This window comes from Frigoribacterium sp. PvP054, assembly GCF_040547465.1.
Lineage (GTDB): Bacteria > Actinomycetota > Actinomycetes > Actinomycetales > Microbacteriaceae > Frigoribacterium.
The window spans coordinates 1-21,057 of sequence record NZ_JBEPPU010000007.1 but is presented as its reverse complement, the minus strand read 5'-3'; the positions used below and the strand labels follow the sequence as shown (position 1 = coordinate 21,057).

At 72.9% G+C, this 21,057-nt stretch carries 19 protein-coding genes; 9 read left to right on the top strand and 10 right to left on the bottom strand.

The features are described from left to right. Window positions 1–203 precede the first annotated feature (203 nt). Window positions 204–1,001, bottom strand: a complete 798-nt coding sequence (locus ABID81_RS10420; RefSeq protein WP_354594740.1) for an alpha/beta fold hydrolase — start codon at window positions 999–1,001, stop codon at window positions 204–206. A 746-nt stretch (window positions 1,002–1,747) separates the two neighbouring features. Between ABID81_RS10420 and ABID81_RS10415 the strand changes: the two genes are divergently transcribed. Both ABID81_RS10415 and ABID81_RS10410 read left to right on the top strand, forming a co-directional pair. Continuing rightward, window positions 1,748–2,500, top strand: coding sequence for an NAD(P)H-hydrate epimerase (locus ABID81_RS10415; protein ID WP_354594739.1), 753 nt, complete (start codon window positions 1,748–1,750; stop codon window positions 2,498–2,500). Window positions 2,501–2,757: 257 nt separating this feature from the next. Next, window positions 2,758–3,723 (top strand): hypothetical protein, encoded by a 966-nt coding sequence (locus ABID81_RS10410; protein ID WP_354594738.1) that lies wholly within the window; start codon window positions 2,758–2,760, stop codon window positions 3,721–3,723. Between the two features lie 199 nt (window positions 3,724–3,922). On the opposite strand, the gene ABID81_RS10405 is transcribed toward ABID81_RS10410, so the two are convergent. The 4 genes from ABID81_RS10405 to ABID81_RS10390 form a co-directional block, all read right to left on the bottom strand. After that, window positions 3,923–5,392 (bottom strand): MFS transporter, encoded by a 1,470-nt coding sequence (locus tag ABID81_RS10405; RefSeq protein ID WP_354594737.1) that lies wholly within the window; start codon window positions 5,390–5,392, stop codon window positions 3,923–3,925. 555 nt (window positions 5,393–5,947) lie between these two features. Further along, on the bottom strand, window positions 5,948–7,477 hold the full coding sequence (locus ABID81_RS10400) for an MDR family MFS transporter (RefSeq protein WP_354594736.1): 1,530 nt from the start codon (window positions 7,475–7,477) through the stop codon (window positions 5,948–5,950). A gap of 122 nt (window positions 7,478–7,599) precedes the next feature. Next, window positions 7,600–8,478: an ABC transporter permease subunit gene (locus ABID81_RS10395; RefSeq protein ID WP_354594735.1), complete on the bottom strand. Its 879-nt coding sequence runs from the start codon at window positions 8,476–8,478 to the stop codon at window positions 7,600–7,602. After that, the gene (locus ABID81_RS10390; RefSeq protein WP_354594734.1) at window positions 8,475–9,437 is read right to left on the bottom strand and encodes an ABC transporter ATP-binding protein; all 963 of its coding nucleotides are present in this window, start codon (window positions 9,435–9,437) and stop codon (window positions 8,475–8,477) included. The genes ABID81_RS10395 and ABID81_RS10390 overlap by 4 nt, the downstream gene beginning before the upstream one ends. Window positions 9,438–9,601: 164 nt before the next feature. On the opposite strand from ABID81_RS10390, the gene ABID81_RS10385 reads away from it, so the two are divergent. From ABID81_RS10385 to ABID81_RS10375, 3 genes are all read left to right on the top strand, one after another. Then, entirely contained in the window at window positions 9,602–10,336 is a 735-nt protein-coding gene (locus ABID81_RS10385; RefSeq protein ID WP_354594733.1) for a DedA family protein, read from the top strand. After that, entirely contained in the window at window positions 10,333–11,052 is a 720-nt protein-coding gene (locus ABID81_RS10380; protein ID WP_354594732.1) for a nucleoside/nucleotide kinase family protein, read from the top strand. Before ABID81_RS10385 ends, ABID81_RS10380 begins: the two co-directional genes overlap by 4 nt. A gap of 112 nt (window positions 11,053–11,164) precedes the next feature. After that, entirely contained in the window at window positions 11,165–11,833 is a 669-nt protein-coding gene (locus tag ABID81_RS10375) for a histidine phosphatase family protein (RefSeq protein ID WP_354594731.1), read from the top strand. A gap of 61 nt (window positions 11,834–11,894) precedes the next feature. Here the strand turns inward: ABID81_RS10375 and ABID81_RS10370 are convergent, their stop codons facing one another. Further along, window positions 11,895–13,172 carry an FAD-binding protein gene (locus ABID81_RS10370; protein ID WP_354594730.1) on the bottom strand — a complete coding sequence of 426 codons (1,278 nt, stop codon included), beginning with the start codon at window positions 13,170–13,172 and terminating at the stop codon, window positions 11,895–11,897. A gap of 115 nt (window positions 13,173–13,287) precedes the next feature. Next, window positions 13,288–14,448: an ABC transporter permease gene (locus ABID81_RS10365; RefSeq protein ID WP_354594729.1), complete on the bottom strand. Its 1,161-nt coding sequence runs from the start codon at window positions 14,446–14,448 to the stop codon at window positions 13,288–13,290. A gap of 110 nt (window positions 14,449–14,558) precedes the next feature. Between ABID81_RS10365 and ABID81_RS10360 the strand changes: the two genes are divergently transcribed. The 3 genes from ABID81_RS10360 (at window position 14,559) to ABID81_RS10350 (ending at window position 17,243) form a co-directional block, all read left to right on the top strand. After that, complete coding sequence (locus ABID81_RS10360) at window positions 14,559–14,999, top strand: MarR family winged helix-turn-helix transcriptional regulator (RefSeq protein WP_354594728.1); 441 nt, start codon at window positions 14,559–14,561, stop codon at window positions 14,997–14,999. 313 nt (window positions 15,000–15,312) lie between these two features. Then, a complete protein-coding gene (locus ABID81_RS10355; protein ID WP_354594727.1) occupies window positions 15,313–16,668 on the top strand; it encodes a M23 family metallopeptidase in 1,356 nt (451 codons plus the stop codon). Between the two features lie 53 nt (window positions 16,669–16,721). Beyond that, on the top strand, window positions 16,722–17,243 hold the full coding sequence (locus ABID81_RS10350; protein WP_354594726.1) for a GNAT family N-acetyltransferase: 522 nt from the start codon (window positions 16,722–16,724) through the stop codon (window positions 17,241–17,243). 221 nt (window positions 17,244–17,464) lie between these two features. Here the strand turns inward: ABID81_RS10350 and ABID81_RS10345 are convergent, their stop codons facing one another. Beyond that, complete coding sequence (locus ABID81_RS10345; RefSeq protein WP_354594725.1) at window positions 17,465–18,202, bottom strand: S1 family peptidase; 738 nt, start codon at window positions 18,200–18,202, stop codon at window positions 17,465–17,467. Window positions 18,203–18,453: 251 nt separating this feature from the next. On the opposite strand from ABID81_RS10345, the gene ABID81_RS10340 reads away from it, so the two are divergent. Further along, a complete protein-coding gene (locus tag ABID81_RS10340) occupies window positions 18,454–18,813 on the top strand; it encodes a hypothetical protein (RefSeq protein WP_354594724.1) in 360 nt (119 codons plus the stop codon). A 67-nt stretch (window positions 18,814–18,880) separates the two neighbouring features. On the opposite strand, the gene ABID81_RS10335 is transcribed toward ABID81_RS10340, so the two are convergent. Next, window positions 18,881–19,921: a hypothetical protein gene (locus tag ABID81_RS10335; RefSeq protein WP_354594723.1), complete on the bottom strand. Its 1,041-nt coding sequence runs from the start codon at window positions 19,919–19,921 to the stop codon at window positions 18,881–18,883. Between the two features lie 56 nt (window positions 19,922–19,977). Next, a complete protein-coding gene (locus ABID81_RS10330) occupies window positions 19,978–20,853 on the bottom strand; it encodes a DNA/RNA non-specific endonuclease (RefSeq protein WP_354594722.1) in 876 nt (291 codons plus the stop codon). Window positions 20,854–21,057: the final 204 nt, after the last annotated feature.

The following is a 21,057-nucleotide window of genomic DNA, read 5'->3' as shown; positions in this document are numbered from 1 at the left end:
GGGCATCCGCTCGCGCCTCGGCGGGTACCGGGCCTGGAGCCGCGCCTCCGGGGGGTCCCGCGGTCGCGGGTCGCGCCTCCCCGGGGTCATCAGTGGTCGTCGGTCGGGCCTCCCGGAGCGGTGGGTCGCGCCTGCCGGGGACGCCCGGGTCGTGAGTCGCGCCTCCCAGGGCCCGCCGCGCCTCCTGGCCGTGTCGACGGCCGTCAGGCGTCGACGGTCTCGAGGAACGTGCGCAGCAGGTCGGTCACCTGGTCGACGGGCAGGAGGGACGACGCGTGGTCCTGGCCGACGAGCGAGTAGAAGACGGCGGCGGGCATGCGCCGCGCGGCCTCTTGCGACTCACGGTGACGGTCGACGTCACGCGTGCCCGCGAGCAGGAGCGTCGGGACCTCGACCGAGTCGAGCTGCGCCACGGTCAGGCCGCCACCCGTCTCGGCGGCGGTGAAGAACGCGGCCAGGGCGGCCGGGTCGTCCTGCATGAAGGCGAGACGCGTCTCGGGGTCGATGGGGCGGCCGATCGTCTCACCCCAACGGTCGACGAGGCGGGCCATGCCGCCGGTCGTGAGCGCGTCGTGCCAGTCGGGCGTGAAGGTCGCCCCGATGTTGCCGTTCATCGGAGCCCAACTGCCACCGATCGTGGTCAGCGTGCGGAGCCTGCCGGGCTCGTTCGCCGCCATCGACAGGCCGATGCGCGCGCCGAACGAGTAGCCGACGTAGTGCGCCGGCTCGAGCCCCGTCGCGTCGAGGACGGCGGCGACGTCGCCGCGGTGGAGCTCCATCGAGTACGACCCCGCGTCGTGGGGCTTGCCGCTCTTGCCGTGGCCCCGCATGTCGAGGGCGACCACGGTGAAGTCGCGCTGCAGGTCGCGCAGGTAGCCGAGGCCGCGCCAGGTGCCGCGCGAGAGGCCCGAACCGTGCACGAGCACCAGGGGAGGGCCGTCGCCGTCCACCTCGTAGGCGATCTCGGTGCCGTCGACGGGGTTCGGGGTGCTCGCGCGCATCCGGCCAGTCTGGCAGTGCCCGGTGGTCGGCGCGGGTTGTGGTCGTAGTGCTCGCTGCGCACGTTCTGCGCGTTCTGCTCGTCCGGCCTGCACGCCCTGCGTGCCTGCCCGTCTGCGTGTCCGCCCGGGTGCCCGCCTGCCTGCGCCTGGGTCAGCCTGCCAGCCTCCCAGCCTCTCTGTCTCTCTGTCTGTCTGTCTGTCTGTCTGTCTGTCTGTCTGTCTGTCTGTCTGTCTGTCTGTCTGTCTGTCTGTCTGTCTGCCTCTGGGTCAGCCTGCCAGCCTCCCTGCCTGTCAGCTGGTCGACCCGTGCCTGCACGCCTGTTCGTGAGCGGGCCGAGCTGGCTGCTCGCGGGCGGGCTGACCTCCCCTGCCTGCCCTCCCCCCTCGGCGGCCCCGACCGTCGGCAAGTCCTGCGCCGTGTTCACGATCGGCCGTGTCGACCAGCATCGGCGGCACGGGCTGCGTCGTGGCGGTGGAATTGTCGACCCGGTGGCGCCCATCGGCCCTCGGCGGCGCTCGGCGGCGCTGACCGTCGGCAAGTCCTGCGCCGTGTTCACGATCGGCCGGGTCGACCAGCATCGGCGGCACGGGCTGGGTCGTGGCGGTGGAATTGTCAACCCGGTGGCACCCCCGATCCACCCTCAACCGAATTCTGGGACGGTCTGCCCTGGCAGCGGCTCGGCTCAGCTGCGCCCGAGCGAGGCGACGTCTGGTCGGCCGACGGGTGACCGGGGCAGGCTGGGGTCATGATCGACGCATGGACGGCCGCGCAGATCCGCCAGGCGGAACGTCCTCATCTCGAAGCGGGCGAACCGCTCATGCAACGGGCAGCCGACGGGCTGGCAGGTGTCGTCCGGGAGGTGCTGCACGCTTCTCGCGCTCGCCGTGGGGTCCGTGCCGCCCGCGTGCTGCTGCTCGTGGGCAGCGGCAACAACGGGGCCGACGCCCTCTACGCGGGGGAGTCCCTCGCTCGCGAACTCGTGCCGTCGGGGGGCGTCGTGACCGTGGTGCCCGTGGGGACGCGCATGCACGAGGAGGCATTGGCCGCCGCGCTCGGGGCTGGAGCCGTCCTCGGCGACGTCCCATCCTGGAGCGACCAGGCGGTCGTCTCCGAGCTGCTCCCCGGGTACGACGTGGTGCTCGACGGTCTCGTCGGGACGGGCTCGGACGGGCCCGGCTTGCGGGGCGACGCCCTCCGCGTCGTGACGGCCATGCTCGGTGCCGGTACCGGTACCGGTGCCGGTGCCGGTATCGGTACCCGTTCTTCGGATTCGCCGGTCGTGGTCGCCGTGGACGTGCCGAGCGGGATCGGCGTGGACGACGGAGCCGTCCCCGACCCGCTCGTCGTGCTCGCCGCGGACGTCACCGTGACCTTCGGCGGGTGCAAGGTCGGGCTGCTCGTCGCCCCGGCGTCGCGTCTCGCGGGTCGCCTGGTGCTCGTGGACATCGGCATCGGGCCAGACCTGTCACGACTCAGGCCAGCGCTGTCCGCTCCCTGACCCTTGTCACTCCGTCCCGCCACTCCGACCGCGACGGCAACTCCTGACCGCGGTCGACGCCCGCGGGCCGGCCACCACGACCACGGCAGCACCCGGGCGACGGAGGGGAGTTGGCGACAGGGCGGCGAATCACGTCGCCGTCGACGTGGCGACCGGGACGCCGACGTCTCCTCCCGAGGGGCGAACGGTTCCACTCCGTGCACAACGGAGGCGCCGCCTCCGCGATCTCGTCGACATCTCCGACACTGTCGCATCCCATGACCACGATCGCCGAACTCGTCGCCTCTGCCGGGGGACTCCTGCACAAACGCGACCTGGTCGCGCACGGGGCCACCGACCGTCACCTGACCAGCGCCGTCCGGTCAGGCAGCGTCAGCAGACCCAGGCGGGGGTGGTACTCGACCTGGCCGAAGGGCGACCCTCGCCACGTGGCGGTGGCTGTCGGCGGTCGGCTCACGGGAGCATCCGCTCTGCACTTGCTCGGGGCCTGGTCGTGGCGTCGGCCGCCCGTCACCGTGTCGGTGCCCCAGACGGCGTCACGCCTCCGGCGACGCCGCGGAGTGAGGGTCGTGTGGGACTCGCTCGACCTGAGCGACCGGGGCTCGACCTGGGCGGTCGATCCTCGTGACGCCCTCGCCCGTGCGGTCATCGACGCCGACTCGTTCGAGGACGCCGTCCTGCTCGTCGACTGGGCCCGCGAGGCGGGCATCGTCTCGGACGACGACGACGCGGCCGAGGTGCTGTCCCGTCTCCGAGCGGACGCCGCCGGGCTCGCGGCCTGGAGCGAAGGAGGCGCGGAAAGCATCCTCGAGAGCGTCGCCGGCACGAGATTCCGACGTGCCGGGCACCACGTCGTGCGACAGGTGCCCATCAAGGGAACGAACAAGGTCATCGACATGGTGGTCGACGGAATCATCGGCCTCGAGACCGATGGGCGGGCCCACCACGCCGATCGGTTCGAGAAGGACCGGGCCAAGGACTCCGACATCGCCCGGAGCGGCCGGATTCCGTTCCGGGCCAGCGCCCGCATGGTCAGGGACCGGTGGCGATCGACTGCGGATGCCGTCGACGCCCTCATCCACATGGCGGGTGGCGCCAGGCCCGTGGCGGAAGTCGGCAATTCCTCGTTGCCGCGGGTGCTCGGGCCCCGGGGGCGCAGGCGCTGGCGCCTCGCCATGCCGCGGCAGGGCATCGGGCAGGAGTTGCCGACGGTCGTGTGCTGACCGAATGGACGGACGCGCGGGGTCTCGGCGGGGCGAGTGCGGACGGTGGGGAGCTGATGGCTTGAAGTGCTGACGGTGTGACGTGTCGGCGGTACGGGCTGCACCCGACCGCCGGGCACGGACCGATGACACCACGGCCGCATCATCGGCAGGTGGGTGTCGGCCCACCTCGGCGACCCGGAACGCCGGGACGCCGGAGTCAGCCCCGGGGGGACTGCTTCGACGGCGGCACGACCGAGAGGGGAGTCGTGATGGTCTCGAGCGACTTGCGTGCCGCGTCCACGCCGAAGAGGAGGGCGATGACACCGCCGACGAGCATGACCCCCGCCCCGAGGAAGTACCCGCCGGTCAACGGGCCCCGGTCGCTCCCGTCGCCGATGAGTGCTCCGTACAGGCTGGGCGCGACGGCCCCGACGATCTGGCCGAGGGCGAAGAAGTACCCGATCACCTGACTGCGCAGTTCGAGCGGGAAGATCTCACTGACCGTCAGGTAGGCAGATGACGCTCCTGCCGACGCGAAGAAGAACGAGACGCTCCAGAAGGCGGTCTGGGTCGCCGCGTTCAAGACGTCCGCCTGGAACAGGACGGCGGACACGGCGAGGACGACTGCCGACACGGCGTACGTCAAGAAGATCATCTGGCGCCGTCCCCAACTGTCGAACAGGGGACCGAGCACGAGCGGGCCGAGCAGGTTGCCCACGGCGAAGATCAGGAAGAAGTACTGGGTGCTGCTGGGGCTCGTGCCGTAGAAGTTCTGCAGCACCAGCGCGTAAGTGAAGAAGATCGCGTTGTAGAGGAACGACTGGGTGATCATCATCGCGGCGCCGACGAAGGTCCGTTTGGGGTAGTCACGCACCAGGGTGCGGATGATCGTCCCGAAGCTGATGCGTCCCGCCGCCACCACCTCGATGGCCTGGTCGTCCGACACCGGCGAGAGGTGATCGGTGCCCTTGTCGCGCTCGACGCGAGCCTCGATTTCGTCGACCGTGGCCTCGGCCTCCTGCTCGCGACCGTGGGTCATCAGCCACCGGGGGCTCTCGGGGATGTGTCGCCGCAGGTAGATGATGGCGAGCCCGAGCACAGGCCCGATGAAGAACCCGATGCGCCAGCCGACGTTCTCGGCGAAAAGGTCGGGGTTCAACAGGAAGATGTTGGCGGTGGCGCCGAGGGCCGCCCCGCCCCAGTAGGTGCCGTTGATCGCGATGTCGACGCGGCCGCGGTACTTCGAGGGGATGAGTTCGTCGATCGCCGAGTTGATCGCGGCGTACTCGCCGCCGATGCCCGCACCGGCGAAGAATCGGAACACGGCCAAGAACGCGAAGTTCGGCGCCAGGCCGGCGATGGCACTCGCCACGAGGTAGATCGCGAGCGTCAGGATGAAGAGCTTCTTGCGCCCCAGGCTGTCCGCCATGCGCCCGAAGATCAGCGCGCCGAACACCTGGCCGACGAGGTAGATCGTTCCCAGCAGGCCGACCTCCGCCGCGGTCAGGCCCAAGTCGGCCTGGAATCCGGCCGACGCCACGATCTGGATCTCGAGCCCGTCGAGCACCCAGGAGAAGCCGAGACCGACGACGATCGACCAGTGGAACCGCGTCCAGGGGAGCCGGTCCATGCGGGCGGGTACCAGGCTCCTGGTCGCTCCGGACGAGGTGGCGGGTGTGCTGGTCATGGGTCGGCCTCCCGGTGATGCGACGACGGGTGCGTGGTGTGCAACTGTGCACGATCTGCACGTGCACGGACGCTACTCGCGCGCGACGCTCCTGTCCGCGACCGTGCCCGGAGCCCGGCACCGTCCGCCTCGGGCCGGTGCCCGTCGGCAACGCAGGGCTTCCGAGGAGAGACGGGCCGACCGCGGGGCAGTCGCCTTTCGGCGTGCCGCACCGGCCAGGAATTCGCCGCACATCCAGGTCGGCAGGCCGGTCGCCGCGCGGCCGCGGGGACGGCTGATCGTCGGACGGAGGCGCACGTCGGGAACGCAGGACCACAGGGCGGCACGGGCCGTGACGACGGCGACACGAGGCCGACGCCCGTCACGAGTCAGGAGTTGCCGACCGGTGGGGGCTCCGGGTGGGTGTTCGCGCCGGGCGCGGGTGTGGGCACGTGCACCGGCGCCGTTGCGGGTGGACGGGCGCCGGGTCCGGCACAGGCGCCCCGTCGTCAGCGGGCGATGACCGACTCGGCCGCCCCGCCGACAGCGGGCGACGACCGACTCGGCGCCCCGGCGTCAGTGGGCGACGACCGGCTCGGCGCCCTCGACCACGGGTGGGCGGCGGACGAAGAACGACCCGACGACGGCGAACACCGAGATGATCGCCCCGACGAGGAAGGCCGCGCGGACGCCCGCTCCCGTCGCCGCGACGCCGACGCCCGACTGGCTGGCGGCGGCGGTGGCGGCGAGCGTCATCACGGTGACGAACACGGCCGTTCCCGCGGCGCCGGCGAGCTGCTGCACCGTGCCGACGATCGCGCTGCCGTGCGAGTAGAGGTTCGACGGCAGCGAGCCGAGGCCCGAGGTGAATAGCGGCGTGAACATGAACGCCAGGCCGATGCTGAGGGCGACGTGCGCCGCCAGCACCATCGGGATGGGCGTCGACTCGGACACCGTCGACATGAACCACAGCACCGCGCTGACGAGCGTCGTGCCGGGCACGAGCAGGACGGTCGGCCCGTAACGGTCGAACAGGCGGCCGACGACGGGTGAGAGCAAGCCCTGCACGAGACCGCCGGGCAGCAGCAGCAGGCCGGTGGCGAGCGGGTCGAGGCCGTGCACGTTCTGCAGGTAGATCGGCAGCACGATCAGCGTGCCGAAGAGGGCGATCATGCCGACGCCGAGCACCGAGGCCGAGATGGTGAAGGTGCGCGAGCGGAAGGTCCGCAGGTCGAGCAGAGCGCGGTCACGACGCTGCAGCGACCGCTGGCGCAGCACGAAGGCGACCAGCGCCAGGACGCCGACGGCCAGGGGGACCCATGCGGGGACGGCCGCCTCCGCACCCTCGCCGATCGAGCTGAGCCCGAAGACGATCCCGCCGAAGGCGAATGCCGAGAGGATCACCGAGGTGACGTCGAGCGGCACCTTCTTCGGCGTGGTGACGTTCTTGACGCGGGCCGCGCCGAGGGCGAGGGCGGCCAACGCGATCGGCAGCACGAGGATGAACATGAAGCGCCACTCGAGCACGCTCAGGATGACTCCCGAGATCGTCGGCCCGATGGCCGGCGCGACCGAGATGACGATCGAGATGTTGCCCATCGTGCGGCCCCGGGTCGCCGGCGGCACGAGGGTGAGGACGGTCGTCATGAGCAGCGGCATCATGATGGCCGTGCCCGAGGCCTGGACGACGCGGCCGAGCAGCAGCACGCCGAAGCCCGGCGCGACGGCCGAGATGGCGGTGCCGAGGCTGAACAAGCTCATGGCCGTGATGAACACGGGTCGGGTGTTGAAGCGCTGCAGCAGGAACCCCGTGATCGGGATGACCACGGCCATGGTGAGCATGAAGCCCGTGGTCAACCACTGGCCCGCCGTGACCGTGATGCCGAGGTCGCTCGTCAGGCTGGGCAGCGCGACGCCCATGATCGTCTCGTTGAGGATGACCACGAACGCCGACACGAGCAGCAACCCGATGACGAGCTTGTTGCGGGCGTCGGTCGCGGCCTGGCCGCCGTCGGCGCCCGAGGCGTCGGCTCCGTGGGCGTTCGACGTCGAGGTCGGTGACGCGCCCGGGACGGTGGTCGGCGCGGGCGAGAGGTCGTTGCTCAAATGGGGCTCCTCGGAGGTGACGGCGGGTGTGCCTGTGCGGCTGAACGTACGAGACGGTCCGGTTCTTCCCGATCCGTCACGATCGCCCCGCCGTCACCCCGAGGAGGCGCGGTGCGGGTCGGTCAGACGTCGCGTCGCTTCACGAGTGCGAAGGCCACGGCGAAGAGCACGACGACCCAACCGGCCAGGACGAGCAGGGCCGTCCAGGGCTCGAGTGCCCAGGCGCCCTCGGGCACGGGCAGCATGGTCGCGGACCGCCCGTCCACGACGTAGTCGTAGAGGCGAGCGCTGGCGTTCGGCGGGATGATCTCGTTCAGGTTGTAGAGCCACACCGAGTCGTTGGCCGTCATGAAGAGCTGCAGCACGATCGGCAGGACGAACACGATGCCGACGGCGGAGGCGATGGCGCCCGCGCCGTTGCGGATGATGGCGCCCAGGGCGAGGGCCATCATGCCGATGGCCGCGACGGAGACGGCGGCACCCAGGACGGTCTTCCAGAGTGCGACGTCGGCGAAGTCGACCGAGATGTCGTGCAGCGGCAGGATCGCGCTGTTGACGAGGAGCGACACCACGAGCCCGATGAATGACACGACGAACAGGGTCACGGCGACGACGATCAACTTGGCGACCAGGGCGGCACCGCGGCGGGGAACGGCCGTGAAGGTCGAGCGGATCATGCCGGTGCCGAACTCGCCCGTGATGACGAGGGCCCCGAGGATCGAGGCGACCAACTGACCGAAGACGACGCCGACCGTGACCGACTGCGCCACCACGGCCTGCTGCTGTTCACGCGTCGCGCCGTCGAGGGCGAAGAAGCCGGCGCTGGTCGAGAACAGGGCGCCGAAGGCCACGATGACGGCCACCATGACGGCCAGGCACCACCACGTCGACCGGAGGGTGCGGAGCTTGATCCACTCGCTGCGCAGCACGCCCCCGAAGGAGAGTCTGGAGGCGGGAGGTGCGGGCCGGTCGAGGTGGCGGGTGGGTGTCGTGGCGGTCATCGGGTCGCTCCCTGGGGGGTCTGCGTGTCGGGGGCGACGTGGTTGCCCGACGCCGCGCCTCCTGCGTGGTACTCGACGGAGTCCTGCGTGAGGGTCATGTACGCGTCCTCGAGCGAGCGGACGAGGGGGGTGAGTTCGTGCAGCACGACGCCCGACGAGGCGGCGAGGTCGCCGACCCGCTCGGCGGTGACGCCGCGCAGCTCGACCACGCCGGGCTCGACGGCCGTGACGGCGACGTCGGGGCCCCGCAGCAGCGAGACGAGGTGGTCGGCGTGCGGGCTGCGGACGCGGACGGCGTCGCCCGAGGCCTGCGAGATGACGTCCGCGACGGGGGAGTCGGCGAGCACCTTGCCCCGCCCGAGGACGATGAGGTGGTCGGCGGTCTGCGCCATCTCGCTCATGAGGTGCGACGAGAGGAAGACCGTGCGGCCCTCGCTCGCGAGGAAGCGGGCCAGGGTGCGCACCCAGACGACGCCCTCGGGGTCGAGGCCGTTGACGGGCTCGTCGAGGATCACGGTGGCGGGGTCGCCGAGCAACGCTGCGGCGATGCCCAGGCGCTGACCCATGCCGAGCGAGAAGCCGCCGACCCGCTTCTTCGCCACCGACTCGAGGCCGGTCAGGGCGATCACCTCGGCCACGCGCTTCTTGCCGATGCCGTGCGTGGCACCCATGGCCAGCAGGTGGTCGTGGGCGCTGCGGCCGGTGTGCACGGCCTTGGCGTCGAGCAGGACGCCGACCTCGTGCAGCGGGGCCGCGTGGTCGGCGAAGCGCTTGCCGTTGACCGTCACGCTGCCGCGGGTGGGTCGGTCGAGGCCCACGATCATGCGCATGGTGGTCGACTTGCCGGCGCCGTTCGGGCCGAGGAACCCGGTGACCAGGCCGGGGCGGACCGTGAAGGTGGCGTCGTCGAGTGCGCGCTTGTCTCCGTAGATCTTGGTGAGGTTCCGGGCTTCGATCATCGCGTGCGTCCTGTCGTCGGCATGCTGGGGGGTGTCCGCATCGCCCCAGGCTAGGTGCGTGGCGTGCGCGGGGGCATCCCCCGCCCGGCCGAGACCGCCGGAGGACGGCCTGGTCCGCTCGGCGGACGCCGCGCCGCAGGGTCGACCCGTTAGGGTCGTCCCTCGTGATCGCCGACGCCCTGCTCGCCGCCCTGCCCGCCTCCACCGGCGGGGGGTTCGTCCTGTTCAACCCGGACGAGTTGCTGCCGGCCCTCGGACCCTGGGCGCTCGCCGGCATCTCGTTGATGGTGTTCGTCGAGTCGGGCGTGCTCTTCCCCTTCCTGCCGGGGGACTCCCTGCTCTTCACGGCGGGCGTGCTGCACGAGGCGCTGGGCCTGCAGGTCTGGGTGATCGCGCTGTGCGCCTTCGTCGCCGCGGTGCTGGGCGACCAGGTCGGGTACCTCCTCGGCAACCGCTTCGGCCGCCGCCTGTTCACGGACGACGCCCGCATCCTCAAGACCGCCTACCTCGAGCGCGCCGAGGCGTTCTTCGCGAAGTACGGGGGCACGAGCCTGATCCTCGGGCGGTTCGTCCCGATCGTCCGCACGTACGTCCCCCTCGCGGCCGGCACGGCGGGCTACCGGTACCCGAAGTTCCTCCTCTTCAACGTCACCGGGGCGTTCCTCTGGGCCGTGGGCATGACCGTCCTCGGGTCGTTGCTCGGCGGCATCCCGTTCATCCGCGACCACATCGACGTGCTCGCCGTCGTGCTCGTCGCGCTCTCGGTTGTGCCGATCGCCCTCCACGCCCTGCTGGCCTGGCGTCGGTCGCGCCGCGAGGCCGCCCTCACCGAACTGCGCACGGCCGACGTCGGCGACGACCCGGGCGCCGTGCCCGGCTCGGCCGGCCGCCCCGAGTGACGGCGACCCCGCTCGGCTCGGTCGACGACCTCGTCGCCCGCGCCCTCGCGGTCCACGCCAGAGCGCAGGAGGCGCGGCTCGGCTCCTCGCGGCACCGCGCGTCGTCCTCCGGGCCGGCTCCGACGCCCGTCCGCACCCTGATCGGAGTCGCGGGCGAACCGGGTGGCGGCAAGAGCACGGCTGCCGCGGCCGTCGTCGAGGGGCTCTCGCGCGTGGGCGTGCGGGCCGTCGTCGTGCCGATGGACGGCTTCCACCTGGCCGGTGCGACGTTGGCCCGGCTCGGCCGCCTCGACCGCAAGGGGGCGATCGACACGTTCGACGCCGAGGGCTACCTGGCCCTGCTGCACCGTCTGCGGACGAGCCGGTCGACGGTCTGGGCACCCGAGTACGTCCGCGGGGTCGAGGAGTCGATCGGGGGCGCGATCGAGGTCGACGCGCGCGTCGAGGTCGTGGTCAGCGAGGGCAACTACCTGTTGGCCGAGCTCGCCCCGTGGCCCGACGTGAGGTCGGCGTTCGACGAGGTGTGGTTCGTCGACACCCCGGCCGCGCTCCGGCGACGGTGGCTGGTCGCGCGTCACGTCCGGTTCGGCATGACGCCCGAGGCGGCCGAGGCCTGGGCGGCCGGACCGGACGAGGTCGCCGCCCGGCTGGTCCGCTCCACCCGGGGCCGGGCCGACGCCGTCGTCGACGCGGGCAGCCTCTGGCCCGACGCCTGACCCCGCCGCCCGCCGCCCGACGACTCCGCGCAGCCCGATCGCCCGTCGTCGCCCGCCTCGCGCCTCCGCCCCGGGGCAGCGGTGTCGGAGGCCCACCGTAGGGTGGACGATCATGCGCTTGTTGTTGATCCGCCACGGTCAGACGCCCGACAACGTCGAGGGGAAGCTCGGCACCGTCGCCCCGGGGGTCGGGCTCACCGACCTCGGGCGGCGCCAGGCGGAGGCGCTCCCCGCCGCCCTCGCCGACGAGTCGATCGGCGCCCTCGCCGTCAGCACGCTCGTCCGCACGCAGCTCACGGCTGCGCCCCTCGCCGACGCCCGGGGGCTCGCCCCCGTGGTGCTCGACGGGCTGCGCGAGGTGAGGGCGGGCGACCTCGAGGGTCGGAGCGACACCGACGCGGTCACGGCCTACGTCGGTCGCGTGTTCTCCTGGGCGTCGGGCGACCTCGACGCCCGGGTGCCCGGCTCCGAGGACGGGCACGAGTTCTTCGCACGGTACGACTCCGCCCTCGCCGAGCTCGTCGCGGCGGGCGAGCGCGACGGGCACGAGACGGTCGCCGCCGTCAGCCACGGTGCGGCCATCCGTGCCTGGGTCGGCTCGCGGGCCGTCAACGCCGACGACGAGTTCATCCGCCGGCACCTGCTCGAGAACACGGGCGTCGTCACGCTCGAGGGCACGCTCGACCGCGGCTGGCGTCTGCAGACGTGGCAGGGCCTGCCCGTCGGCGGCGCCGAGCTGCTCGACCTCGACGCCCCCGACCCCACGGGCGAGTCGTACTGACCGCCTCCGCCGTCCTCGTCGGGCGGCGGTCCGAGGCCACGGACGCGACCTCGACGACCGGCTAGGCGAGCAGACGTTCGAGCGCGGGGCCCGAGAACTTGCCGTCGGGGTCGACCTCGCGCACGAGCGCGGCGAAGTCGTCCAGGCGCGGGTAGGCCGCCCGGATCGACGCCGGAGGCAGGGCCGACAGCTTGCCCCAGTGCGGCCGCGGGGTGAACGGGGCCAGCGCCTCTTCGACGCGGGGGATCAGGGCGCCGACCTCGGCCGGGTGCTTCTTCCAGGTGAAGGCGATCGCGAGGCTGTCGCGGGGCGTCGGGCTCAGCCAGAGCGGATCGCCCGCGACCGTGCGGGTCTCGCAGGTGTGGAGGTGCGGACGCAGGGCGTCGCCCAGTCGCTGCACGGCGCGGAGGGCGGCCGGCCCGTCCTCGAGCGCGACGAAGTGTTCGCTCTGCAGCTCGGAGCCCACCGACGGCGTCGCGTCGATGCGGAAGTGCGGCAACCGGTCCGCCCACGAGCCGACGCTGCCGTCCATCGGCGTCGACTTCGTGCCGGTCACCTCGGCGTGCTCGTCGACGGGGGCCGGCCGGGCACCCCAGAGCTCGCGGGGCATCGAGACGTCCGCGAGGCCGTCGGGCACGCGTGACTTCACCAGGACCTCGCGGATGCGGTGGTCGAACTCGTGGAAGAAGCTGACGCTGTAGCCCGCGCCGAACACGTCGAGCAGGTGGTCGTCGACGCTGGTCCAGGGCAGGTCGACGTACGTGTCCTGGCGCATCCGGAACCCGGGCTGCACGTCGAGCGTCACCCGCACGACGACACCGAGGGCGCCGAGCGCCACGACGCTGCCGTCGAACGACGGCTCCCCCCGACGGACGGTGCGCAGCGACCCGTCCGGTCCGACGATCTCGAGCGCCGAGACCGCGCTCGCCAGGCTGCCGAGGCCGAGACCCGAGCCGTGCGTGCCGGTCGCGATCGCCCCGCCCACCGAGATGTGCGGCAGCGACCCCATGTTGAGCAGCGCGAGCCCGTGGCGGTCGAGGTGTCGGGCGACGGCGGCGTAGTTCGTGCCTGCACCGATCGTGACGCTGCGACCGTCGTCGGAGATCACCGGGTCGGAGGGGAGGGCCGTCGTCGAGACCAGCAGGCCGCGGCCGTCGGCGACGTCGCTGAACGAGTGACGCGTGCCGAGCGCCCGGATGCGGGGGGCCCCGGCGACGAGTCCGCGGAGCTCGTCGAGCGACGTCGGCGTCACGACCTCGGTCGCGCCGTAGCTGAAGCTGTCCGCCCAGTTGCGCTCGTCGCGTCGGGGCGGCCGGAGGGTCTCGTGCGTCGTCGTCACCGGTCGAGTCTCGCACGAGCTCCGGCCGGGTCGGCCGGGCCGCGACGACCCGAGGAGGCGCGGCGCGCGATCATCGCCCACCGCGCCTCCTCGTGAGGACCGTCCGGCGGCCGGCTCAGGCCGCGATGCCCTCTTCGTCCTCGCGCACCGTGACGCGCTCGTCCGCGAGCCGGGTGCGGCGGACGCTCCAGAGGTGCGTGAGCCCGGCGAGGCCGACGCCCACGGCCAGCCAGAGGGCGAGCGTCAGGCCGGCCCGCCCCCAGCCCTGTCCCGGGAAGTACACGATCGACTGGGTGGCGCGCAGCCAGGCCGAGCCGTTCCAGAAGGCGCCGAGGGCACCGAAGAACGGCGGCACGAGCTGCGACGAGAAGACGCCGCCCGAGCTGGTGAAGTTCAGCATGACGAAGAGCATCGTCAGCGCGGGCGTCGTCCAGTGGCGCAGCAGGGGGTGCAGGCCGATGCCGATCACGACGATCGCCGTGACGTACAGCCAGCTGACGAGGGCCACGCCCCACAGCCCGGTGGTGACGATCCGGTAGACCGGACCGACGACGACCGTGCCGACGGCCGCGACGACGGCCGCGGTCACGACGCCGGCGAGGAGGCGCGAGCCGAGGCCCAGCCGGGCGCTCGCCGCCGAGATGGCCGCGGCACTCGCGTACGCACCGACGCTCAGGGCGACGAGCAGGAAGAAGAGCCCCTGGCCCGTGGGGTCGCCCCCGCCGCTCGGCACGACGTCGTCGACCTGCAGGGGCAGGCCGAGCCGGTACGCCACCGGTCCGAAGACCTTCTGCAGGACGTTCGCGGTCGTGTCGGAGGCCGCGGACGAGACGTACAGCGTCGCGTCCGTGGCACCCACCTCGAACGCCCCCGAGATCTCGCGGCTGGTGATCAGCGCCCGGGCGGCGGCCGGGTCCGCCACCGTGCGGACGTCGAGCGCGTCGGGGTCGGCGTCGTTCAGCTGCTGGGCGAAGACCTCGCTCTGGGCCGAGGTGCCCACGACCGCGACGGGGACGTGGTGCGGGGCCGGGTGGCCGAAGGCTCCGAGGTAGGCCAGGGCCATCCCCGTCGCGAGGAAGAGCGGGATGAGCACGTGCAGGGCCAGGGAGCGCCAGGCCGCGGCGTCGGGGCGCGGGCGGCGCGCGACGGTCGGACCGACGTGCTGGTGGCCGCGGTGGAGGCGCGGGTCGGGGCGTGACGCCTCGTCGCGTCGTCCCTCGTCGTCGGGGCGGACCCGGTCGCCGGGTCGGTGCAGGGTCAGGTCGGTGGTCGTCACGGTGCTCCTCGTGGTCGGGGGGCGCCGTTGCCCGATCGGTCTGACAGTTGCATTATGCAACACAAAACGCCGCTCCGCTGTTCCCGATCACCCGTGGCTAGGCTGGGCGCGTGACGGACCAGCGGGGGCAGCAGGGCATCGACACCGTGTACTCCGAGCTCGAGACGGTGTCGCGACGGGCCGTCGCCCGTGCGCGGCACAAGAGTGCTCCGCTGTCGTTCGTCGAGCACTCGCTCGTCACCTTCATCGCCGCGAACCCGGGGTGCCGCGCCACCGACATCGCCGCGGACTTCGGCCTCAACCGGTCGACCGTGTCGCGTCAGCTCGGCGGGTTGGTCGAACTCGGGCTGGTCGAACCCGGGGCGGCGGCCGGCGGCGAGGGACGGCGGGGCCAGGCTCTCGCCCTGACGGACCGCGGGCGTGACCTGCTGGCCCGGTCCGTCGACGCGAACCGGTCCGCCCTGGCCGATCGACTCGCCGGCTGGACGGCCGCCGAGGTCGACGCGCTCGCCGCGGCGTTGCACCGGCTGAACTCGGCCTTCGTCGACTGACCCGTCGCCCACGATCGGGCCCGGCAGGGCTCCGAGGCCGCGCGACGCGACACCCGTCGCCGCGACCCGCGGGGTCCGCCGCACCGCGCCTCCTGGTTTTCGGGGTACAGATCGTGTGACTCGTGTGACTGACGTCATGTCGTGCGATCGCATGTGAACCCCTGACTGGGGACATGCCGATGACGAGAAACCTTGAGGTGCGGGTTTACCCTTCCCGGTTCCGCCCGTAGGCTGATCGGGTTCCCCACCCCCGACGACCGTCGATCCGACGCGTCCTGCGGGCCAGGACCGACCACAGATAGGTGCCCCCTCCGTGACTTCGCCCGTGACCCCGCCCCGCCGACGAGGCATCGCCGCCGCCGCGACGGTGCTGCTCAGCCTGTCGCTGGTCGTGTCGGGTTCGGTGCTCGGGGCCTCGACCGCGCAGGCCGTCAGCTACCCCTCGTGGGAGGACGTCCAGGCGGCCCGGTCGAACGAGTCGGCCAAGGCCGCCGAGGTCAGCCGCATCCAGGGCCTGCTCGACCAGCTGGCGAGTGACGCCGCCGATGCCCAGGCCGAGGCCGAACGTCTCGGCATCGCGTTCGAGAAGGCACAGGCCGACGCCGACGCCGGGGCCGCCAAGCTCTCCGAGCTGCAGGCGCAGGCCGACGAGAAGGGCGCCGTCGCCGACGCCAGCGAACAGCGGGCCGGTCAGGTCTCGGCGCAGCTCGCCCGCACGGGTGGTGGCGACGTCTCGTCCCAGCTGGTGGGCGACACCGAGCAGGCGGGCGACCTGCTCTACCGCCTCGGGGCGATGAGCAAGCTCACCGAGCAGACCGACGGCATCCGCCAGCAGGCGGTGACCGACCGCAACGTCGCGCAGTCGCTGTCCGACCAGGCCAAGGTCGCCTCGGACGCGCTCGTGAAGTTGCAAGGTGCCGCACAGGTCTCGATGGACGAGGCCCAGGCCGCGTCCGACGCCGCCGCGTCCGCGGTGGCCGCCCAGCAAGAGAACGAGTCGCGCCTCCAGGGCCAGCTCGCCGTGCTGCAGGACCAGAGCCTGCAGACCGAGGCCGACTACGCCACCGGCGTCGAGGTCGCGCGTCAGGCCGAGGAGGCGCGCAAGGCGGCCGAGGCCGCCGAGGCCGCCCGCCAGGCCGAGGTGCTCCGTCAGCAGCGTGCCGTGGCGGCCGCGGCGGCGGCGGCAGCCCGTCCGAGCAACCCCGCACCGGCTCCGGCGCCCTCGGGCGGTGGCTCGTCCGGCGGCGGTGCCTCCACCGGTTCGGGCTGGGTGCGTCCCAGCGCCGGCTACATGTCGAGCGGCTACGGCATGCGCGTCAACCCCGTGACGGGCGTCTACCGCATGCACGACGGCATCGACCTCGCGCCCGGTTGCAACAGCCCCATCTACGCCGCGACCTCGGGCACGGTCACGTTCGCCGGCCTGACGGGCGGCTACGGCAACTACATCCAGATCAGCCACGGCGGCGGCGTCTCGACCGCCTACGGCCACATCGTCAACGGCGGCATCAAGGTGTCGCGCGGCCAGAGCGTCGTCGCGGGTCAGCTCATCGCGCTCGTCGGCTCGACGGGCAACTCGACCGGCTGCCACCTGCACTTCGAGACGCGCGTCAACGGCGCCTCGACGAACCCCGTGCCGTTCATGGCCGCCCGAGGCGTCGGCCTCTAGGTCGGAAACCCGCCGAGGCGGACCGCCCGCCCACGAAGGGGCAGAATCGTCTGGTGACGAACGCCGCCCACCACGCCCTGCCCCCGCTCCACCTCGAACGCGTCGCCTTCGACGACCCCCGGGCCGTCGCCCTGCGCGACGCGATGGACGCCGAGATGACCGTCCGCTACCACCGCGACGTGGTCGAGCCCGCCGCCGTCGTCGAGGCGCGGAACGCCGCCCTCACCGTCCAGCCCTCGAACGTGTTGGGCACCGTGCTGGTCGTCGCCGACGACGTCGACGGCGGCACCCCGGTCGGCCACGCCCTCGTGCAGGACCGCGACGGCGAGTGGGAGGTCAAGCGCGTGATCGTCGCCGACGGCCAGCGCGGGCGGGGCATCGGTCGGCTGCTGATGGCCGAGGTCGAGTCGATCGCGCGCGAGGGCGGCGCCCGTCGCCTCGTCCTGCAGACCGGCGACCGGCAGCCGGACGCCGTCGCCCTGTACGAGAAGATCGGTTTCACGCGCATCCCGACCTACGAGCCCTACGTCACGACCATCCCGCAGTCCATCTGCTTCGAGAAGCCGATCGCCTGACGGGTCGGCGCCGCCCGTCGGGCGACGGCGGCCGGGTGGGACCGCCGCGGGCGCCTGCCTGCCGCCGCCGACGCACCGAGGAGGCGCGGGTCGCCACGACGCAGGAGGCGCGCCCCGGCCGCGTGGTCGGGGCGCGCCTCCTGCGCTCGTGTCGTGGGTAGGGTCCCTCGTCGCCGGGCGCCGGTGAGCCCCCGTGGTGGCCGGACCCGCCCGCCTCCGGACTAGAGGCCGGCCGTCGAGCGGATCCAGCTCGCGCTCTGCGACAGCACCGCGTAGTTCGAGCCCGCTCGCGTGTTCGCGCCCGGGTCGGCCTCGTCGCCGGTCGAGCAGACGGCCACGATCTGGCCGCCCACGATCAGCGGGCCGCCCGAGTCGCCGTGGTTCGCCGCGCCGGTCGTGCCGTTCAGGTGCTGGGCGGTCCCGCCGTAGGCGTCGGTGCTGCGGCCGGTCAGGCCGACCGTCGCCTGGTACAGGCCGTCGGACCGGACCGAGTTCGCCCGCAGGCCGTAGCCCATGATCGTCCCGCTGCCGGACGAGGTCGCCTGGAACCCCAGGTTCACCGAGGGGTAGCTGCCGAGGGCCTTCGACTGGCTGAGGTGGACGAGTGCGATGTCACCCGACGGTGCCGCGGCGACGCGGTCGACGGCGATCGCGGTGCCCGGGTTCGTCGTGCTGTTGGAGTGGTACACCTGCATCGAGGTGACGCCGTCGATGCAGTGGCGCGCGGTCAGCACCCAGCTGGCGTTGAGCTGCTCGCCCGTGCAGGCGTAGCTCGCGGTGCCCCCGGTCTGGAAGACCAGCTGGACGGCCCACGGCGTCGTGGGCGCCTTCTCGCCTCCGACGACGTCCGTCGACCGGATGGTGTCGACGGGCCCCGCGGCCACGGCCGAGGTCGAGACCCCGAGCGACCCGACGGCCAGGGCCGCGGTGGTCAGTGCGACGGCGACGGCTCTCTTCATGGTGTTCCCCTTCGTTCGTGTGGTGCGTGTCGGGTGGTCCCCGTCGGGCGGTGCTGCTGCCCGAGCCGTCGGGACGGGCGGCCCGGTGATCGCCCGACCGGGTGGGTCGGGCACGTGCCGCCTGGCTCGAGCCTCCGCCTGGCCCCCGTTCGGGGGCAAGTCGGCACTCTGGCCGACTTGACGGTCGGTGTTGCGCGTGGCAACAGGGCGGGTGCTCGCGGCGGATGCGGGCTGACGGGTAGCGTGTGCGGGTGATCACGCGACGAGACGCCGCCCTGCGGCTGGACATCCCGCTCGAGATGGCGAAGCGCCACGGACTGCCGCCCAAGATGACGGTCGACGAGCTGGTCGTGATCGAGCGGACCCCGCCGGCGTGGCTGGTGCAGTCCCGCGCCAACCGCACGGGCAAGCCCGTCTGGGTCGAGCTCGAGTGCGTCGTCTGCGGTTACCACGAGGCGGCCCGGCCGAAGAAGTGGTGGCCCGAGTACACCTACCTCAGCTGCGACGACCACGGCGCCGACGAGCTGCCCGAGCCCGAGCCGGGCGTCGTCCGGGCCGAGGTCGACGGCGTCGGCACCCGTTTCGTCGCCATCGTCGACGTCGCGCCCTGACCCCTCCGTCCGCCCGGCTCGTCGGCCCGGCCCCTCGGGACGGCCGAGGAGGCGCGGCGCGCGCCGGTCAGACCGTGTACTGCACCGAGACCGGCGGCTCGAGCCCGGCGAGCACGTGCACGTAGGCCTGGCGGGCGTCCTCGACCAGCAGCTGGCGCTGGATGTGCTGGTCGTGCCAGTCGACGAGGTCGCCGGGCGTGACGTCGTCGACGTCGTCCGCCACGAGGTAGCTGAAGGCGTACGCGCTGCCGTCGACGTCGAGGGTGCGGCGGTACCCCAGGGTCTGTCGGCTGTCGGCGTCGACGAACACCTCCCAGCCGGGGTCGCTCGCGTCAGGCAGCGTGACGTCGACCACCGGGTGGGCCGCACCGGGCGCCGGTGAGGCGAGCCTCGTCCCGAGGGTGGCGGTCCGCAGCGTCGTGGCCGCCGGGCCCGCCGTCGCCAGGTCGGTCGGCCGGGACGCACCGTCGACGGCTGAGCCCGCCCCGGTGCCCTCGACGCCTGCTCGCGCGGCCCGGGCCGCGGCCGCCGCACCGGCCAGGGACGACTCGGGCGAACTCGTGTCGATGCCCCGGACGACGTCGTGGTCGACCCGGGCGACGGCACGCGCGAGTGCGCCCTCGAAGAGGTGCAGGCGTCGGGCCGTCGCGCGCGACCAGGCCTCGAGGGCGTCACGCTCGTCCGGCGTGAAGGGTTCGGGCTCGAACGAGTTGACGGCGAACGAGGCGGCCTCGACCGACCACTCCCACTCGAGCACGACCCGCAGCAGGGCCGAGCGACGGGGCAGCAGCGCGAGGGTTCCACGACGCAGGCCCGGCGAGAAGTGCAGCTCGGGTTCGTCGAGCAGGTGCCGGACGTCGGCGGCGGCGTCGGTCGAGGTGAGCGGCACGACGAAGGCGACCTGCACCTCGCGCCACGGGGCGGCGCGGACCGGAGGTGCGTCCTCGTCGCGCAGGATCGTCAGGCTGCGCGGCATCTCGGGAGGCAGGACCGGCCCCGGATCGCGCGGCTCGGGGTCGCGGGACGTGGCGTCGCCGGGCACGGCGTCGCCCGACCCCTCGTCGGAGGGCTCGGCGGGGTCGACGGGGTCTCGGTCGTTCGGTGCCATGGCCCGAGAATGGTGGCACGACTCGATGCGAACCGCCTGGGCGAGAGGCCCCGCCCTCAGAACGAGAGCTGGTCGACCGACGTGAGCGGGACCCAGCCGGCGCGGATGCCGTCCGGTGGCTCGATGGTCGGCACCGGCTGCAGGGTGTCGGCCTCGGCGAGTTGGGCCAGGTCGAACCCGGTCATCTCGGCGATGTCGCGGACGGGCACCTGGTAGGTGCGGTACGGCCCGAGCGGGGGCGGGTCGCCCAGCTCGTGGGCCCGGGCGAACGCCGCCTCGAGGTCGACGCCCTCGAGTTCGGGCGACTGGTCGAGCAGGTAGGCCGCCGTGCGCAGCGACCCACCGTCGGACGTCGTCCACGCCGCGACCTTGAAGAACCGGCGGGGCAGCCTGACCCCGCGGTACGGAGCGTCGTCGTCGAGCAGCACGGGTGCCGTGAAGACGGTCAGACGCTGCCGGTGAGTCGAGGCGTACTGCAACACCTGGTCTTCGAGCCCGAGCCAGAGTTCTTTCGACTGGTTGAACTCGGCGGCCTGCGGGGCGGCGTTCGTGAAGCTGAAGGTGTCGACGTTCGCCGCCGCGGCGACGGACGGGTCGCCCCAGACCGGGTCGCGACGACGCACCAGGTGCCCCCGGTCGAGGTCGTTCGAGGCGTAGACGTCGGGGCCGGTCTGCTCGTCGTCGGGCACGCGGTCGTCGACGTGCCAGTCGTCGCCGCGGCCGAGGTCGAGCAGGCTCGCCCCGTCGATGTTGACCGCCGTCAGGGCGGCCAGGCGCCGGGCCGGGTCGAGCAGCACCGTGAAGTGGACGTACGGCAGCTCGCGCACGGTGGTGTGGACGGCCGGCAGGGGCACGTCGACCGTGAGGAACGACGGGTCGTAGCCCGTGCGGTCGGGAGTGGTCGCGGTGGTGGGGTCGTCTGCGGTGCTCATGGGCGCCTCCGGCGGGGTCGTCGTGCTCGTGGGGCCATCATGCCCACGGCCTCCGACATCCGGCCCGGTCGGCGGGGCGCCGGGGCGAGGACGTGCAGGAGGCGGGGGGGGGGGGGGTTCCCCCCCCCCCCCCCCCGGGGGGGCGCCCCGCCCCCCCCGCCCCCCCGCCCCCCGCGCCCGGGGGCGCGGTACGCGGGACACGCC

Bases quoted from the DNA above. Each gene is read 5' to 3' on its own strand.
- ABID81_RS10420 (WP_354594740.1), bottom strand. From the start codon at position 1,001: ATGCGCGCGAGCACCCCGAACCCCGTCGACGGCACCGAGATCGCCTAC.
- ABID81_RS10415 (WP_354594739.1), top strand. From the start codon at position 1,748: ATGATCGACGCATGGACGGCCGCGCAGATCCGCCAGGCGGAACGTCCT.
- ABID81_RS10410 (WP_354594738.1), top strand. From the start codon at position 2,758: ATGACCACGATCGCCGAACTCGTCGCCTCTGCCGGGGGACTCCTGCAC.
- ABID81_RS10405 (WP_354594737.1), bottom strand. From the start codon at position 5,392: ATGACCAGCACACCCGCCACCTCGTCCGGAGCGACCAGGAGCCTGGTA.
- ABID81_RS10395 (WP_354594735.1), bottom strand. From the start codon at position 8,478: ATGACCGCCACGACACCCACCCGCCACCTCGACCGGCCCGCACCTCCC.
- ABID81_RS10390 (WP_354594734.1), bottom strand. From the start codon at position 9,437: ATGATCGAAGCCCGGAACCTCACCAAGATCTACGGAGACAAGCGCGCA.
- ABID81_RS10375 (WP_354594731.1), top strand. From the start codon at position 11,165: ATGCGCTTGTTGTTGATCCGCCACGGTCAGACGCCCGACAACGTCGAG.
- ABID81_RS10345 (WP_354594725.1), bottom strand. From the start codon at position 18,202: ATGAAGAGAGCCGTCGCCGTCGCACTGACCACCGCGGCCCTGGCCGTC.
- ABID81_RS10335 (WP_354594723.1), bottom strand. From the start codon at position 19,921: ATGGCACCGAACGACCGAGACCCCGTCGACCCCGCCGAGCCCTCCGAC.
- ABID81_RS10330 (WP_354594722.1), bottom strand. From the start codon at position 20,853: ATGAGCACCGCAGACGACCCCACCACCGCGACCACTCCCGACCGCACG.